Source organism: Gaoshiqia sp. US2, from assembly GCF_059705485.1.
In genome coordinates, this window is sequence record NZ_AP048550.1 from 3,872,379 (window position 1) to 3,889,772 (window position 17,394).

General features: G+C 42.6%; 12 protein-coding genes and 1 tRNA gene. 10 read left to right on the plus strand and 3 right to left on the minus strand.

Going from position 1 to position 17,394, the window contains the following annotated elements:
• The first annotated feature begins 33 nt into the window (after positions 1-33).
• The 3 genes from AC6H3C_RS15490 (at position 34) to AC6H3C_RS15500 (ending at position 3,699) form a co-directional block, all read left to right on the plus strand.
• Positions 34-1,554 (plus strand): SusD/RagB family nutrient-binding outer membrane lipoprotein, encoded by a 1,521-nt coding sequence (locus tag AC6H3C_RS15490; RefSeq protein ID WP_497516314.1) that lies wholly within the window; start codon positions 34-36, stop codon positions 1,552-1,554.
• A gap of 169 nt (positions 1,555-1,723) precedes the next feature.
• Positions 1,724-2,197, plus strand: a complete 474-nt coding sequence (locus AC6H3C_RS15495; protein ID WP_497516315.1) for a hypothetical protein — start codon at positions 1,724-1,726, stop codon at positions 2,195-2,197.
• Positions 2,198-2,211: 14 nt separating this feature from the next.
• Complete coding sequence (locus AC6H3C_RS15500) at positions 2,212-3,699, plus strand: calcineurin-like phosphoesterase C-terminal domain-containing protein (protein WP_497516317.1); 1,488 nt, start codon at positions 2,212-2,214, stop codon at positions 3,697-3,699.
• A 736-nt stretch (positions 3,700-4,435) separates the two neighbouring features.
• Here the strand turns inward: AC6H3C_RS15500 and AC6H3C_RS15505 are convergent.
• Together AC6H3C_RS15505 and AC6H3C_RS15510 are read right to left on the minus strand one after the other, a co-directional pair.
• A complete protein-coding gene (locus AC6H3C_RS15505; RefSeq protein ID WP_497516318.1) occupies positions 4,436-5,644 on the minus strand; it encodes a site-specific integrase in 1,209 nt (402 codons plus the stop codon).
• A 288-nt stretch (positions 5,645-5,932) separates the two neighbouring features.
• Positions 5,933-6,016: transfer RNA gene (locus AC6H3C_RS15510), tRNA-Leu, on the minus strand.
• A 279-nt stretch (positions 6,017-6,295) separates the two neighbouring features.
• Here AC6H3C_RS15510 and AC6H3C_RS15515 point away from each other — a divergent pair.
• The 6 genes from AC6H3C_RS15515 (at position 6,296) to AC6H3C_RS15540 (ending at position 15,000) form a co-directional block, all read left to right on the plus strand.
• A complete protein-coding gene (locus AC6H3C_RS15515; RefSeq protein ID WP_497516319.1) occupies positions 6,296-6,895 on the plus strand; it encodes an RNA polymerase sigma factor in 600 nt (199 codons plus the stop codon).
• Between the two features lie 114 nt (positions 6,896-7,009).
• A complete protein-coding gene (locus AC6H3C_RS15520; RefSeq protein WP_497516320.1) occupies positions 7,010-8,059 on the plus strand; it encodes a FecR family protein in 1,050 nt (349 codons plus the stop codon).
• A 207-nt stretch (positions 8,060-8,266) separates the two neighbouring features.
• Positions 8,267-11,665 (plus strand): TonB-dependent receptor, encoded by a 3,399-nt coding sequence (locus AC6H3C_RS15525; RefSeq protein WP_497516322.1) that lies wholly within the window; start codon positions 8,267-8,269, stop codon positions 11,663-11,665.
• Between the two features lie 11 nt (positions 11,666-11,676).
• Positions 11,677-13,323, plus strand: coding sequence for a RagB/SusD family nutrient uptake outer membrane protein (locus AC6H3C_RS15530; RefSeq protein WP_497516323.1), 1,647 nt, complete (start codon positions 11,677-11,679; stop codon positions 13,321-13,323).
• 71 nt (positions 13,324-13,394) lie between these two features.
• A complete protein-coding gene (locus AC6H3C_RS15535) occupies positions 13,395-14,276 on the plus strand; it encodes a hypothetical protein (RefSeq protein ID WP_497516324.1) in 882 nt (293 codons plus the stop codon).
• Between the two features lie 145 nt (positions 14,277-14,421).
• Positions 14,422-15,000: a DUF4369 domain-containing protein gene (locus tag AC6H3C_RS15540; protein WP_497516325.1), complete on the plus strand. Its 579-nt coding sequence runs from the start codon at positions 14,422-14,424 to the stop codon at positions 14,998-15,000.
• Positions 15,001-15,031: 31 nt separating this feature from the next.
• Here the strand turns inward: AC6H3C_RS15540 and AC6H3C_RS15545 are convergent, their stop codons facing one another.
• A complete protein-coding gene (locus AC6H3C_RS15545) occupies positions 15,032-16,084 on the minus strand; it encodes a DUF2027 domain-containing protein (protein ID WP_497516326.1) in 1,053 nt (350 codons plus the stop codon).
• 70 nt (positions 16,085-16,154) lie between these two features.
• Between AC6H3C_RS15545 and AC6H3C_RS15550 the strand changes: the two genes are divergently transcribed.
• On the plus strand, positions 16,155-17,390 hold the full coding sequence (locus AC6H3C_RS15550; RefSeq protein ID WP_497516327.1) for an S-adenosylmethionine:tRNA ribosyltransferase-isomerase: 1,236 nt from the start codon (positions 16,155-16,157) through the stop codon (positions 17,388-17,390).
• Positions 17,391-17,394: the final 4 nt, after the last annotated feature.

Consider the following 17,394-nt stretch of genomic DNA (forward strand, 5'->3'; position numbering starts at 1 on the left):
ATCAATTCAAATCAGATAAACAATTATTTATATATGGAACATTCACCAAAACAGAAAAAAGGAAATTCAGGTATATTGATTCTTCCTGCGAAAGTCAGGGAGCTAAAATATATTGGCAAAATAATTCCATTCTTCGTTGTTATGTTGTTACTGCTGAATTCATGTGCTAACTTCGACGAAATGAATACCGACCCTACCCGGCTGACACAAGCTAATCCGGGCACGTTGCTCAATCCTGTTCTTTACGGGATGGCCGCCTATAATTGGAACAGATATGACGATTATACTTTCCCTCTGATGCAGGGAACCGTATCTACATCAAGCATAAGCGGAGTGGGTTGGTACAACATACAAGATGCTGCCGGCGACGGTTCGTGGACCACTTATTATAAATGGTTGACCAATATCCGCGAAATGGAAAAGCAAGCCATTGCGCTTAACGAACCCAATTATCGGGCCATAGCGCTTACACTTCGCGGTTGGATCTTTCAGTTGCTTGCCGATAATTTCGGCGATGTGCCCATGACCGAGGCCTGCCGTGGAGATGAAGGGATTTATACCCCAAAATTCGATACGCAGCTTGACGTTTACAAACAGATTATAGCCGATTTAGACACGGCCAACACGAAATTCAATACAGCCTCCGGATTAAAATACAATACCGATGGCGAATTACTGTACCTGACCAATGCCACGCTTACTTCGAACGTATCGACAGGTATTGTAAAGTGGAAGAAGTTTTGTAATTCGCTCAAAATGCGTGTATTATTGCGAACTCTCAATGTGTCGGGGCTGAACGCAAAGGCCGAGCTTCAAAAGATGCTTGATAATCCGACAACCTATCCGGTATTCGAATCGAATGCTGATGCAGCCTTACTTGCCATATCGGGGGTTTATCCGCAGGAAGCCCCATTGACGAGGCCTCAGGATTTTACTTCCTATACCTATTTGTCCGAATTTTTCATTGATAACCTGAAGGCATGGAACGATCCACGCCTGCCTATATTTGCAACACAAGTCACGAATAACGGCGTAAAATCTTATACCGGACTTCCAAGCGGCTATGCGGTGGTACCGTCAATTAGCGCTTCGCAACCTGTGCAAAAACTTGCCATTGCCCCGATGAAACTTACGCTAATGTCGTATGCCGAGCTTGAACTGATTAAAGCCGAGTATGCCCAAAAATACGGTACGGCTGCCGATGCCGAAAGCCATTATAAAAAAGGCGTTACGGCTGCTATAGAGCAATGGGGGGGTGTCGTTCCTTCTACTTATTTCGACAATAAAGCTGTAGCCTACAATGGAACTTTGGAGCAGTTGATGACACAAAAATATTATGCCCTGTTCTTTTGCGATTGTCAGGCCTGGTACGAATATAACCGTACAGGTTATCCCAAAGTGCCGCGTGGCGTGGGTGTTTCGGAAGGAAAATACATGCCCCAGCGGTTTAAATATCCGGTTGTGCTGCAACGCACCAACCTGAAAAACTATCAGGCGGCAAAAGCAAACATGGGAGGAGACGATTTTAATATAAAGCTTATCTGGCAAAAATAAGAATTACTCTGATATTGATCAGGGCATTCGTTTACGATGGCACGAATGCCCTGATAACCGCTATACAATTTGTATGATCAAATATTCAGTTAATATGGTTAAGTTTTTTCTGTCAATTACATTTTCTATTTTAGTAATCTTGAACACTTCGGCTCAGCAAATGGCTGATATGGCAACACATATGGATGCTGGGAAAATACCGGGAAGTAATATTGCAACAGACCGAAAAAGTGTTGCTATAAAATATACGCTGGAGTTTTATGGAAATTCTCCGGCTTCAAACCCAGTGTTTGAAGAAGAACATTTCCTGGGGGGAGAAATATCCGCCAAATGGAATTTGTTTCAGCAAAGTTACAAGCATGTCTATGAACAAAGTGTCGGCCTTTCGGGAACTACCGTGGAAATCAGGAAACCGGTTGTATTCAATGCCGTAACCAAAGTGAATAATTATTACAAAAAAGCATTAAAAAAAGAAGATGTAAATAAAGACGTTGCCTGCGGCATACTCAGCCATATACTCGATTGCGCTAATCTGCTTTGTTACGAGAACGACACCAAAAATATCGAAGCCGATATCAAAGAGGCTAAAACGGTAGAAGATATCGTAAAGGTATTTGCTTCCATCCGCATAAATTATCATTAATAATTTAAAAAAAAATGAACAAACGAACCATATCTATTATTTCAGGATTACTTATCCTGTTTAATTTGTCGCTGCTGGATTGCCAGAGTGTAAATGTACGCTCACCGCAGGACATTGTTGTTTTGAAAACCGAAGTACCGGATAAAGCAGGAATGACCGTAAAGGGCCTGGTCATCGACAATAAAAACAAACCGGTGGAAGGAGTAGTGGTGAATGATGGAAAAAACTTCACCGTAACGGATAAAAATGGCTTATATTATTTACCTGCCGATTTAACCCGCAGCAAATATGTAAGTATCTCAATACCGTCAGATTTTGACATTGAAAATGATGTTGTAAGCAATTTTTATGCAAAGCTATCTGACAAACAGGATATAAACCGCAAGGATTTCAAACTGAACAGACGCGCTGACAAATCGGATGAATTTGTTTATCTTGCCATATCCGACCCCCAGGTTAAGAACAGCGCTCATATGGAACGCTTCGACAAAGAAACGATAACCGACCTGAAAACGACAATAAAACAGGCTGAAGGTAAAGACATTTATGCCATGACGCTGGGTGATAATGTTTTTGATGAAATGGAACTGTTCATTCCCTATAAAGCCTTGTTTTCGTCGTTATATATCCCGGTTTTTTCCACCATAGGTAATCACGATTTCGACTTGAGATACAACGACCTGCATAATTCGGAAAACCCACAGGACAACTATGCCGAAGAAACTTACCAATCGTTTTTCGGACCACTTGATTATTCCTTCAACATAGGCAATATACACGTTATCACCATGAACGACATAGATTATTTTGCCGGGAAAAAATATACCGAGCGCTTTACCCCCGATCAGTTCGAGTGGCTGAAAAAAGATCTGAGTTACATAAAGCCGGGCAGTGTGATTTTTCTGAACGTACATGCCCCAACTTCAAATAAATCGAGCGAAGGTGACGGGAACACCAGGAACACTGCCGAATTATTTGAGATATTGAATGGCTACAAAGTACATATTTTTGCCGGGCATACCCATTTTTACGAAAATGAAGAACCGGTTCAGGGTATATACGAACACAATATCGGCGCGGCCTGTGGAGCCTGGTGGGCCGGAAATTACAATCGTTGTGGGGCGCCCAACGGCTACTTGGTGGTAAATGTAAAAGGAATCGATGTGAAATGGCATTATAAATCAACCGGCAAAGACATTTCGTACCAGTTCAGGGTTTACAAACCGGGCGAATTTGCTTCGCAGTCCGGTTATGTAGTAGCCAATATTTGGGACTGGGATGCGGCCTGGCAGGTAAAATGGTACGAAGATGGGACGTTGAAAGGTTCGATGGAGCAGTTCGACGATGAAGATCAGGACTTTATCACCATGAAAAACGGCAAAGGCACAGGCTATCATACTCTGCATCTTTTCAGGTCAAAACCGACTCCCGGAACCAAAAACGTAAAAATAGAAGTTACCACCCGGTTCGGTGAGGTTTATTCTCAATCAATCAATTTGTAGATCTTTAATATAAACATAGCCTTCATCTGATTAATGTATTCTGACGATCTTTTTACGTTGAGCTCGGGTTAATGTAGGAAAACCTTGAAGAACAGTTGTCCAATATCCTGAAAAAAACGGCGAGTTTTTGCCCGGAACGGAATACATTATGAAATGGAATTGTGTGGTAGATAAAAGAATGACTGTACCTTACACTAAAATCAATAATCAGGGATTACCTATTATTGAATAAAATCGGTTATTTGATCCTTGATTCTGCTTGGTGCAGACAGGTTTCCGTTTAATATGCAGTCAAACGGCCTTTTCCCAAGGTGAAATATCTTTATATATAAAGAATGAAAGCCTTTTTGTGACCAGTTTGGTGAAAATAATGTCAAAAAGATTTGGATATTACGAGATCATAATCTTTAAAAATCACAAATATTTTGATGTGTTATATATACATATATCGTAACAAATTGAATATCAGGCGAGACTATATCGAGACCTATAAAACGAAGCACTTTGTAAAGCATTGATAATCAGCTCGGAATAAGAGTAAGTTCGAATCCCCCAGCTGTCATAAACTCTCGACCTAAAAAGCATCAAAATACATCAAATCAATTTAAATACCCTTTCTTCTTAATATCTGTGACAACCAAATCATTCATGTATTATTAAATTGAAAGGGATTATTTCGAGACCAAAATGATTGGCAACCAAAATTCTAACTACAAAACTGGCTAATCAATTCCTATTATGCATTGCATAGTTTGGCTTCCAATACTTCCATATCTTCTAATATTTTTTGGTCTAATACCTTGGCATATATCTGTGTTGTTTTCAAAGAGGTATGTCCAAGTAATTTAGACACAGTTTCAATTGGAACTCCATTGCTAAGAGTCACCGTTGTGGCGAAAGTATGCCGGGCGATGTGCATTGAGATGTTCTTTTTGATATTACAGATGTCTCCCAATTCTTTCAAATAGCTATTCATTTTCTGGTTGGTCAATACGGGGAGTAAAAGGCTCTTCCCATTAATTTTGGGATAGTCCTCATACCGTTTCAATATTTCTTTTGCTTTGGGCAGAATAGGGATACGGCATCTATTATTCGTTTTTGACCGGTCTATTATTATCCATTCTTTGCCATCTGATTTTTGTTGAAGATGAGTACTGCTAAGTTTTGAAATATCTGCGAAGGAGAGTCCTGTGTAACACGCAAAAACAAAAATATCACGAACAACAGACAAGCGTTCAATTTCAATTTGCTTTTCTTCAATTCGTTTTAACTCTTCCATGGAAAGAATTTCCCTGTGCGTTTCATCTAACCCGACTTTAAATTTTGAATATGGATTTTTATCAATGTAATCCAGTGAAATGGCCAGGTTCAGAACTCGTCTGAGATGTTTGTGGTAATTCCATGCTGTATTCTGGACGTTGTTGAAATCCTTTTTAATAAAAACATCAAATGCGTCCAGAAATTTGTAGTCGATACACTGAACTGAAATGTCAGATCTTTTTAGACTGGAGTTGATAAATTCAGCCAAGCGTTTCCGGGAAGATTTATAATGCTTATAGGTTTCCATTGAATAGCCTTTGTTTAGTTTGGCAAGGATGCTATCCAGGTAATAATCGAATACGGCAAGGATTCCTTTTGATTCCTGGATATTTAAAAGTTTTCGTTTAATCGTATTCACATCAAAATCTTCATTGGTTGAGCGAAGTTGGTTAAACGTATCCTGAATTTCGGTTTTGATACGATCAATACGTTCATTGTCCACTCTGGCACCGCTGACTTTATCTTTAATTCGTTGCCGGGTGGTATCCCAATGATCCGTTGATGAATAAATTCCTGTTGCAAGTTCAGTGCGGTTACCGAGGTAGGTAATCCTTACACAAACGGATGATTTACCATCATCGGCTTTTCTGCTTTTTCTCAATAAAAAATTAATCACAATTTTCATGGTACGACAATTAACAAAATCAAAAATCTGGTCTCGCAGACGATCTAAAATACCCCGATTTGCATGAAAAAAAAAGTGCAAAAATGAGTTAAAAAGAGTCAAATAAAATGTTTTGAATCAATTCGTTGCATGATTTGCCGCGACCAGAAAAAGTGAATTTGAGTTTGGTCTCGATTTTGTCGCGTTTTCTTTGATTTTCAGGAGCTTTTTTTGAAAAATCCCCCAAAAGAAAAAGCGCTTAAATCATTGAATTTAAGCGCTTTTGATACATTTTGATACTTCTATCAGTGCCCAGAACAAGACTCGAACTTGCACACCGTAACCGGCACCAGCCCCTCAAGCTGGCGTGTCTACCAATTTCACCATCTGGGCTCATTTTATTTAGAACATCATGCCATCCGGCATCTGATTCCGATAATTTTCAGGATAACATCCCGGTCGAAAATCGTGAGTGCAAAGCTATAAAAAATCTTAAAAAAGCAACAGCTATTCACTAAAAATATTCCCAAAGAACAAACTTCTTTCCCGCACCGGCTAATTGCTTATTCACATCCATCGTCCCCTGTTTTTTGGCATTTACCCATCGTCAGAAAAAGAAAACAAAAAAATCGGTTATTTAGCATATCATGCTTTTTGCAAATTTAACCGGAAATGCCTAATTATGAATTTCGGGAACAGCATAATATGAATCAAACCATTATCGATCAGATCCGTGATTTTAAAAAAGGTGATGCAAAGGCTTTCGAACGACTTTTTGAGATCTACCATAAGCGTCTCTATGGATTTATTTTAAAACTAACCCGGTCGAAAGCCGACAGTGAAGAGATTGTCCAGGACGCTTTTATGAAAGTTTGGATAAACAGGGCCAATTTTAATGAAAGTTACCCGTTTGACGCTTACTTATTCAAAATTGCCAAGAACAGTTTTATCAGTCACACGCGCAGGCAAATCAACAAACGGATTTTCGAAGACCACCTGTCTCTTTTTACCGAACAGGCAAACGAAAGCGCCGACGAACAAATCATTTTTAAAGAAACCGCCCTGATTGTAGATTCCCTGATTAATTCAATGCCTCCAAAACGAAAAGAAATTTTTTATCTGCAAAAAAAAGAAGGCCTATCCCGAAAAGAAATCAGTGAGCGACTAAATGTATCGCTGGTGACAATCGACAGCCACCTGATGAAAGCCAATAAACAGTTTGCAGAAGGTTTAAAAAAATACGGACTGTTAACAATCATTCTATTTTTCTGATAATCTGCCTATTGCAGCTACACTTTAATTTTGTTTGAAAAAAAATTGACTTTTCCCCTCATCCGGCTCATAGTTTTTCCCGGCTGAAGCGTATTGCTTTCAGATAAACCGGATATGAAACAGAATAACGACCATTTGACCCGACTTCAGGACCTGCATCAGGGAAAAGAACTTGAAACGGGGGAACTTAAAACACTTTTTGAACTGTACAACAGCGACGAAGGAAATGCCCTGGTGAACGACTTGCTGGATAAAAAATGGGGTGAATACACTGATGATCAACCTATTGAAATTGATTCACAAAAAATATTCAGTAAAATTAAGCATTCCCTGGGCCTGAAACAGTCAAGTCGCCGGGCCAGTACAAACAGGTTACTCCCGTGGTTCTCAGGAGCGGCGGCTGCTATTGTGATAAGCATCCTTGTATCCGCAGGATTCTTTTTCGACATCCGCTTTAAAAATGCCAATATTGTTTATCTGCATGAAATTACAGCGCCCGAAGGAAAAATTAAGCGGGTTGAACTTCCCGATGGAACGTTGGTTTGGCTGAATCCGGGATCTTCCGTTATCTTTTCCGAAAAACTGACCAAAGAAAAAATCCGCGACGTCAGGTTATGGGGACAAGCTTATTTTGACGTTGCACCGGACGACAAACATCCTTTTGTATTACAACTGGGGGATATTGGACTGAAAGTGATCGGAACCAGCTTTAATGCATCCAATTACAAAGACGACCAGCAAATTGAAATCGCCTTAAAAGAAGGATCTGTAAGTCTTTTTGAAGGGCAATATGACGATGTAAGCAACTTTCTCCGGTTGAAACCCGGACAGGTTGCAAAATATAACAAAGGGGGAACAGGCTTTCAGATTACCGACAGCGATATCCGCAAGTATACTTCCTGGATGGACGGAATCCTGATCTTTCGCGATGACCTGATGGCTGATGTTTTCAGACGTCTTGAACGGTGGTACGATGTCAAAATCATCGTAGACGATCCCCAAATCAATCATTATTTGTACACAGCCACAATTAAAAATGAAAATCTCACGCAAATACTTAATTTGCTGGAATTTACTTCCGACCTGACTTACGAGATCATTACCAACAACAGCTCCCGGGCTTATAAACCAACAATTTTAATTAAATCTAAAAACACTAAATGAAATTGCCAATGGAATAAAACCTCTTTTTTAAAAGAAAAAGGAGATGCGTCAACACCTCCTTTTGAATCAAGAGCCTGAAAATTACCCATTAAAAGGCTCCATTTAACTTGAACGTTACATTCAAATCATTACGAAATTATGAAAAAAAACTATTCACGGACAGTTTTCATATTAAATAAAATATGGAAATTTAAACTATTGAGGATTATGAGGATAGCAGTAGCTCTTTGTCTGTTATGGGTGACTCAGCTTTATGCTGTCAACACCTACTCACAAAACACCCGCTTAACATTAAACCACGCGAATACAACCATTCGTAAAGTTCTGCAGGATATTGAAGACAAATCCGAGTACTTTTTTATGTATAACGGGAAGGTTGTTAACGTTGAGAAAATTGTCAGCATTAATGCCACTGACAAAGTAATCACAGAGGTACTGAACAACCTGTTTGAAGGAACGGGGATCGATTACAAGATCGACGACCGTCAGATTGCCCTGACGGCAAAAGCTTCCGTGGTACAAACACAACAACTGCGAAACATTCAGGGTAAAGTTACCTCGCCATCGGGAGAACCGATTCCGGGGGCAACGATTGCCGTCAAAGGAACCACTGTCGGAACAATCACCAACTTCGACGGAAGCTATATGCTGAATAATGTGGCGGGAGATGCCGTGCTCGTGGTTTCATTTGTTGGCATGAAAACCGCTGAAGTGGAAGTTGCCAATCAAACAGTTATCAATGTCGTTTTGGATGAAGAGACCATCGGCCTGGAAGAAGTTGTAGCCATTGGTTACGGCGTACAAAAGAAAAAACTGGCGACGGGCGCCAATATGAATGTAAAAGGTGAGGACATTCAGGCGCTGAACACCACCACAGCAATGGATGCATTAAAAGGAATCACACCGGGAGTAAACATTACCCAAAACAACGGCCAACCCGGAGCATCCAACAAGATTAACATACGCGGTATCGGTACAACCGGTAACTCCAGCCCTCTTTACATCGTCGACGGAGTAATTCAAGGGAATATCGACTACCTGAGCCCAAATGACATTGAAAGTATCGATGTGTTTAAAGATGCGGCTTCGTCTGCCATCTATGGTTCACGTGGGGCCAACGGGGTTATTTTGGTAACCACTAAGAGGGGACAAAAAAACACGCGCCCAACCATTACTTATGACGGTTATTATGGGGTACAAAATGTTTACAAGATGCCCGATCTTCTGAATGCACGGGAATATGCCAACATTTTGGACGAAGCCCTGGTAAACTCAGGAAACGCCCCGCACAACTACCAGGCCTTAGTGCCCGATTGGAATAAAATTCAAAGTGGTGAATGGAAAGGAACCAACTGGGTTAAAGAAATCATGGTTGACGATGCACCTGTACAAAGTCATGCCATTGGTATCCAAGGAGGATCAAAACAGTCAGTCTATTCATTCGGAGTTTCGTATCTCGACCAGGAAGGAATCGTCGGCAAGCAATCCAATTCGTTTTACCAACGTCTCAACCTGCGTTTAAACACGGAACATATTCTGATATCAAACTCCCAATTCGATGTGTTAACCTTTGGCGAAAACCTGACTTACACAAACAGTCAAAGCAATGCGATCCGTCAGGGAAACATTTACTGGAACGATGTACACAATGCACTTGTAGCCAGCCCGTTCTTACCGGTTTACGACGAAAACGGTAATTATCACAAAACCATCGAATGGAACTCTTCTGATCCAAATCCGGCGGCTATGATGGAATACCAAACCAAGTACGGCGAAAACGATAATAATCAGTTGGTCGGCTCATTTTACCTGGTCATTCAACCCGTTAAAAACCTGAAACTTCGTTCAAGCTTCGGTTTTAACACTTATTGGGGCAACAGCCGTCGCTGGGTTCCGAATTACAATCTGGGACCCCGTTACACCACAGACGCAGACCGGGTTTCGCAAAATTTGTGGACTGGAAGAAATATCATCCAGGATAATACATTGAGTTATTCTTATACGTTGGACGCTGACCACAATTTCGAAGCGTTGATTGGTAACAGTATTGAAAAGTCCGTTCAGGAGGTCAACCTCAGCATCACCAACAGAAACAGTCTCTTTCAGGATTTTGAGCACGCATACATCGACAACACGCCAGGTGCGTCCAGCATCACCTCAATCGGTGGTTCTGATCGTTACGGCTGGTCCATGATGTCTTATTTCGGACGTGTTTCCTACAACTACAAAGAAACCATCCTGTTCTCAGCCATGCTCCGTGGAGATGGGTCATCTCGTTTCCCGAAAGACAATCGTTGGGGCTATTTTCCCTCCGTTTCTGCCGGTTATGTACTGACCAATGCCCCCTTCATGACTCGCACTGACAGTTTTCTGAATTTCATGAAAGTTCGCGCCAGTTGGGGACAAGTTGGTAACGAACGGGTGAGTAGCTTCCTGTATTCATCAACCATGGCCTATCTGAATGATGGCAATGCTTTTTATAACTGGTCATATGGTTTTGGCGATGATAAAACAACCCGGGAAATCGGGTCGAAACCTGCACGAATTCCAAACCCGGAAATCGGATGGGAAACTTCGGAACAGTTAAACCTTGGGTTTGATGCCAATTTCTTCAACTCCCGCTTAAGTGTCAACTTCGACTGGTATAAAAAAGACACCAAGGACTGGCTTGTTTGGACAGACATACCCGTACACAATGGCTTAAGCGGCGTTACCATCAACGGAGGACAAGTTACGAACAAAGGAATTGAACTGGCTCTTAGCTGGAACGACAAAGCGGGTGATTTCAGGTATGGAGCAACCCTTTCTTTGGCCCACAACAAAAACGAAATTACGTCAATTAATAATTCAGAAGGAATTATTCACGGTCCGAGCAACGTTTTAAGCCAGGGAACCGGTGAAATATTCCGCGCCCAGGTCGGATTCCCGATCGGCTATTTCTGGGGCTATAAAACAGACGGCGTCATTCAAAATGAACAAGAGGCAAATGCTTGGGTTGGACCAGACGGTTCGAAATATTTTGATGATCAGCAACCGGGAGACTTGCGTTGGGTAGACCAAAACAAAGACGGAAAAATCAACGAATTGGATAAGGTGATGATTGGTAATCCAAATCCGGACTACATTCTGGGGATTCAACTGAATGCCGAATACAAAGGTTTCTTTCTTTATGCAACAGCAAATGGCGCATTCGGTCAACAAATTGCCAAATCGTACCGTTCGTTTGCCGACAGCTATAAAAACAATTATACAACCGATGTATTCCAGCGCTGGCATGGCGAGGGAACTTCAAATAAATACCCCCGTTTGTTATCAACGCCTCACCGCAATACACAAAACCTGTCTGATCTTTACATCCAGGATGGAGACTATCTGCGAATCAGCAACATTACTTTTGGCTACGACCTGAAAAACGTAATTAAGAACTTGTTTTTAAGCGAAGCCCGTCTTTACATAACGGCTAAAAACCTCTATACATTCACAGGTTATGACGGAATGGATCCTGAAATTGGATATGGCCATGACCACAGTTGGGCATCAGGGATTGATTTGGGTTTATACCCGTCTGCCAGAACCTATTTGATTGGATTGAGCCTTAAATTTTAACGAATATGAAAATGAAAAATATATTATCAATAGCATTAGTAGCTATCCTTACGATACTTACAGGTTGCGGCGATAATTTCCTGGATCAGAAAAACCTGTTTGAAAAAGATTCTGAAAATTATTACAGAAATCCAACCGATGTAAATGAGGCCCTGATCGGAGCTTATTCGTGTCTGGCTTTGGACGGAGGATCAAATCATCCGGTTCTGATGGCCAACCTGCTCAGCGACGATTGTTTCAGCGGAGGTGGAACCAATGACATCGAAGTTGGCGGAACCGATAAGTTCGAAAAACCGCTTGAAGATTTGTACCTTGGAATATACAGCCGCTGCTACGAAGGCATTTTAATCCTGAACAGTTTAATTGAACGTTTTGATCAGGCTGTTTACAACGATGTTGAAGCCCGTAAACAAAACCGGGGTGAAGCACATTTTCTCAGGGGAATGTTGTATTTCCGCCTGGCCCAGTTCTTTGGCGAAGTTCCCCTGGATCTTTCCCCTACCATGGAGTACCTGCCAAAAGCCTCGGCTGATGAATTATATGCCCAGATCGCTAACGATTTGAAGTTGGCCATTGACAGCATGAGTAACAAAACATATCTGAATTTTGAATCGGGACGTGCTACCAAATGGGCAGCCGAAGCATTAATGGCGCGAGTTTATCTGTTCTATACCGGCTTTTATAACAAAACAGAGCTACCGGTTATTGAAGGTACAGCCATCACTCAATCACAGGTAGTTAATTGGCTCGAAGACTGTATCGACCACAGTGGTCATTTTTTGATTCCTGATTATGCAAGTATCTGGCCTTTCTCTTATCTGAATGACGACGGTTATGACGATGGCTACGCCTATGCCGAAGACGTTACCTGGGCCGGAGACGGGTGTGCCGAAACAGTATTTGCGGTAAAATATACCAACCAGGGCGATTGGGGAAATACCGGACGATTGGCATTCTCCAATCAACATGTACTTTTCACGAGTCCCCGGGCAACCGATTATCCCCCGTTCGGCTTTGGTTGGGGTATTGCATCGGTGAATCCGCAATTACGCGATAGTTTCGAGGCAAATGATCCGCGCAGAACCTCAACAATTATTGACAATACCGACGAGAATGAACCGACCTATGGCGACAACTACCAATGGGGAGGATGGAACTGCCGCGATGAAACCGGTTTGTGGAATAAAAAATATTCCGCCGTCATTCGTGATGTTGACGGCAATGGTACTTACACCGGAATGTACTATGATTTATTTGGCGGAACAAATAATATGCAACTTTGGAATATGCAGGATGACATTCTGATCCGCTTTGCTGATGTACTTTTGATGGCTGCCGAACTGGGTAGTAATTCGCAAGATTATCTTGATCAGGTTCGGGATCGGGTGGGCTTAACTCCGGTTCCCTATTCGCTGGCAGCTCTGAAAGCAGAACGCCGCCACGAGTTTGCGCTTGAGGGTATTCGCTGGTTCGACCTGCTGCGCTGGGGAGACGCTGCTACCGCAATTAATGCAGGAAACGGTGTCCCGGTGAAAACTGACAACGTGGATACAACCTACAAAATTACTTTTAACGCGAACCGCGTGTTCCTTCCGCTGCCGGAGTCGCAAATACGCGTGTCCCGAGGGAGTCTGGTTCAAAATCCGGGATGGGAATAATCAATTCAGTCCATGTATGGAAAAATTGATTCCACCAAACCTGTATGTTAAAACTTAAAATTACATCAACAATGAAAAAAAGAATAGGATATCTGATGGTTGCCACTATGTTACTCTTCGTAGCATGTGATCCCATCGAAGAAAGGCATGACGCCGGTGGTGTCTTAACAGAATCAGAACTGTTAAGCTATATGAATGTCACCGTCAACGGAAATGTTGCTACCTGTACCAATACCGCACCTGAAGTAATTTCATTTTGGAAGAATAATTTTGGACAACAATCCAACAAAAGCTCGGCTGAGTTTTATATCCCTTTGCAAAATACCTACACGGTTACACTAACGGCATATTGTGCCGGTGGACCGGTAACTGTCAGTAAAGAATTCATAATCGAACAAAACGATCCGGAATATTTCAGCGATCCGTTCTGGAATCTGCTGACCAATGATGTAGATGGCAAATCATGGGTTTGGGCTACCGATATTCCCGGCGGAAAGATCTGGGGAAACGGCGGTTACCTGGCAAGTCTGAAACCGGAGTGGTGGACCTTGTCGGTAGCAGACATTCCCGGGCAAGGCGGAACCGCTACCGATGAAATCATTTTCGACCTGAACGGCGGATTGAATTTTCAAGTAATCAATTCTGTAGGGACTGGCGGAAATACTACAGTTCCGGGTAACGGAACCGGCATGTTCAACATGTCACTGGGTGTAGAAAATCATTTAATGAACTCCGATGGTTCTGCTGTTTGGTCGTATGGTAAGATAAAATTTACCAACCACACCATTCCTTTGGGATTCGAACCCAATAGTGCAGGAAAACCTTTACACTACGAGTTTGACATCCTGAAGTTAACAAATAATGAACTGCATCTGGCATTCGGCGAACCGGGCGTCGGAGCATGGGGAACGGCATGGTTCTATATGTTTAAGCGCAAAGGGTATTCATACTAACGGTCACTGGATTTCCTTTTAAGAGGCTGTCTGAAAAGTCATATCTCAGACAGCCTCTTTTTCTGATTAAACCGGATTAAAAAGATCACGATCAGTCCCGATTTTTTTATTACAAAGCAGATTACACCTCAGAAACTTAACAAGCATGCGTCATTTATTTTTTCGTTTATTTTTGATCCTCATGGTCGTTGCTTGCCATCCCAAAGCCGAATCCATCATTTATGGACAAATGCCCGACAGCAGTTTCAACGGAGAACAGATCTATCTCGTTCCACTTTTTAATGCCACTGCCAACCGGGTTGATTCCTGCACCATTCAGCAAGGACAATTTAAACTAAAAGGAATAGCTGACCCGCAGGAAGTTTATATTATCCGCCCAAAACCTTTGCTCCGGTTGAAAGTTCAGGAGCTATTGGTCGTAAAAGAACCAGGTGAGATTTATGTCGAAATGGGGCTAAGCAGCTTCGTTTCGGGAACGTCAACAAACGATTCACTCCAAGCCTGGAAAGAACAAAAAGAAGCTCTTGATCAACAAGTTTACGATCTTCAGGTGAAAAAATATAATCTTCCTGACAGTCTCCAAACTACAATTGTTAATCAACTGGATTCTTTAATTTCTGCCCGGAAAAGTTATCATGATCTTACCGCTGAACAGAATAAGAATAATGCACTTGGAAAAATGCTACGCCGGATGCTCAATCAAACAGAACATTTACCAAACTAACAACTACGCTTCTGTCATTTGTTTTATCAGCCTACTTCTGCCGCAAAACCACCAGGGTGGCGCCGTAGCCGTATTCCTGGAAACTGGCGTCCTGAAATGGGTATTTTTTGTATTTGGCCGACAGTTCGCGACGTAACTCCTGCTTCAGTGTTCCGTTCCCCAACCCGTGGATAAATACAATCCGTTTTACCGACTGGTCGGCCATGGCCGTTTCCATCTGTTCGCGAAATTTATTCATCTGCACATCAAGCATATCTTTATTCGACAAACCTGCGGTACTGTCGAGTAACTCATGAATATGCAAATCCACCTCCATCAATTCCGGATTGGCTACTTTGGGTTGCAATCCGGCAGGGCGGGCGGGTTCTTTCTCGCGAACAATTTTTTTCACCTCTTTCTCCGTCAGTTCCTCCAGGGCTTTGTCCATCGCGGTTTCATTCAGCTTAAACAACATCACTTTTTCCCGGAAGAAGTCTGATTTGGAAAAACTGCCCGATTTATAAAACTTCACCGGGTTGACACTGATCTTCCGGATGACGGGCTTTTCCAAACGCGGAGCCTTTTCTTTGAAGTAGATCAGTTGAAAAGCGAACTCCGGTAAATTGGCAATTTCGGCCTGTGAAATGGCGCCCAAGGCCAGTTTGGTATTCGGTTCAAGCTTGCCCGCTTCCTGTGTTTCGTATTCATTTCCCTTAAAATGGCTGTAATGGTAGAGCACAAAGAAATTGCTGTCGTTGATCAAATAAATGCGGGTTTGTCCTTCCAGCGGATTATGGCTGTTTTCGGGCAAAAAGGCCAGGTAAAACTTCGGCTCATCATTCCCGGCAATAAACACGGGCGGTTCTTCAACCACTTCCTCCCGAACGGGAATTTCGGCCACACCTTGCTTTACAAATTGTTCTACACTCGGTTTTTTATCGGTTTTGTGAGTTTGTTCCGCATCCAAAATAATTTCATGCGTGAGGACCGGAATTTCGAAACCGTCTTCGTTTTCCACATGAACCAGGTTGTTGCTGACTATCTTAGTGATCACACCGCCGCCAACATCATTCAGAAATTTAACCCGATCGCCTAACTTGTACATATTCCTTAATTTTTACACAAAAGTAAGAACAATTTTTAGGGAGAATAATTATTCCGTAATTTTGCCGCCCATGAAAGGGAAAAAATCAGAACAAACTGTCTTTAACTTAAGTACGCAGGCATTGGATTATCCGCTGCCCGACGAACGTATTGCCCGATATCCGCTGCCTCAGCGCGACCAATCGAAGCTGTTGGTGTGGGAGAACGGGACGATTATGGATTCCGGCTTCAACTCAGTGGCCGATTTTCTTCCTGAAAACAGTTTGCTGATCTTTAATAATACAAAAGTGATCCGGGCCCGTTTGCATTTTCAAAAAGACACCGGCTCGCATATCGAAATTTTTTGCCTCGACCCGGTGGAACCGGCAGACTATCAACTGGCGTTTCAACAAACCGGGCATTGTACCTGGAATTGTCTGGTAGGCAACCTGAAAAAGTGGAAACAGGGGATTTTGGTCAAAGAGCTTGTCCTTGGCGGTAAAATCATTCCGTTTAAAGCTGAAAAAATGGATCAGGAGAACGGCTCGGTAAAAGTTCGTTTTAGCTGGGATGATCCGGCATACGACTTCGCCACATTGATCGAAACCGCCGGAACGCTGCCCATTCCGCCTTACCTGAACCGCGAAACGGAAGACTCGGACCTGGAACGTTATCAAACGATTTATTCAAAAATAAAAGGATCGGTGGCCGCGCCAACTGCCGGGCTGCATTTTACCGAGGCTGTCTTCAAAAACCTGGAAGAAAAGAACATAAATTGTGAAGAAATAACCCTGCACGTCGGAGCCGGGACGTTTAAACAGGTAAAGTCGGAAACCATTGGCGGGCACGAAATGCACGCGGAACAAATTTTTGTTCGCCGTTCGCTGATCGAAAAAATACTGAGCCACACCGGGAAACTGATCGCGGTGGGCACCACCTCGATTCGCACCCTGGAAAGCCTGTACTGGCTCGGGGCAACACTCGCCGATCAACCCGACGCCGAAGCCGGGAAGCTGGAGGTCGGACAATGGCAACCTTACCGGAACCAACCGATGCTTAATAAAACCGAAGCGCTGGAGGCTATTTTACATTTCATGCAAAAGAACGGGCTCCTGACAATTTGCGCCGCAACCAAAATCATCATCGTTCCGGGTTACCGGTTCAGGATGATTGATGGGATGATCACCAACTTCCACCAACCGCAAAGTACCTTGTTACTTTTGATTTCGGCCTTTACAGGCGACGACTGGAAACGCATCTACCAACACGCGCTGGCAAACGACTACCGTTTCCTCAGTTACGGCGACAGCAACCTGTACCTGAAATAAACGT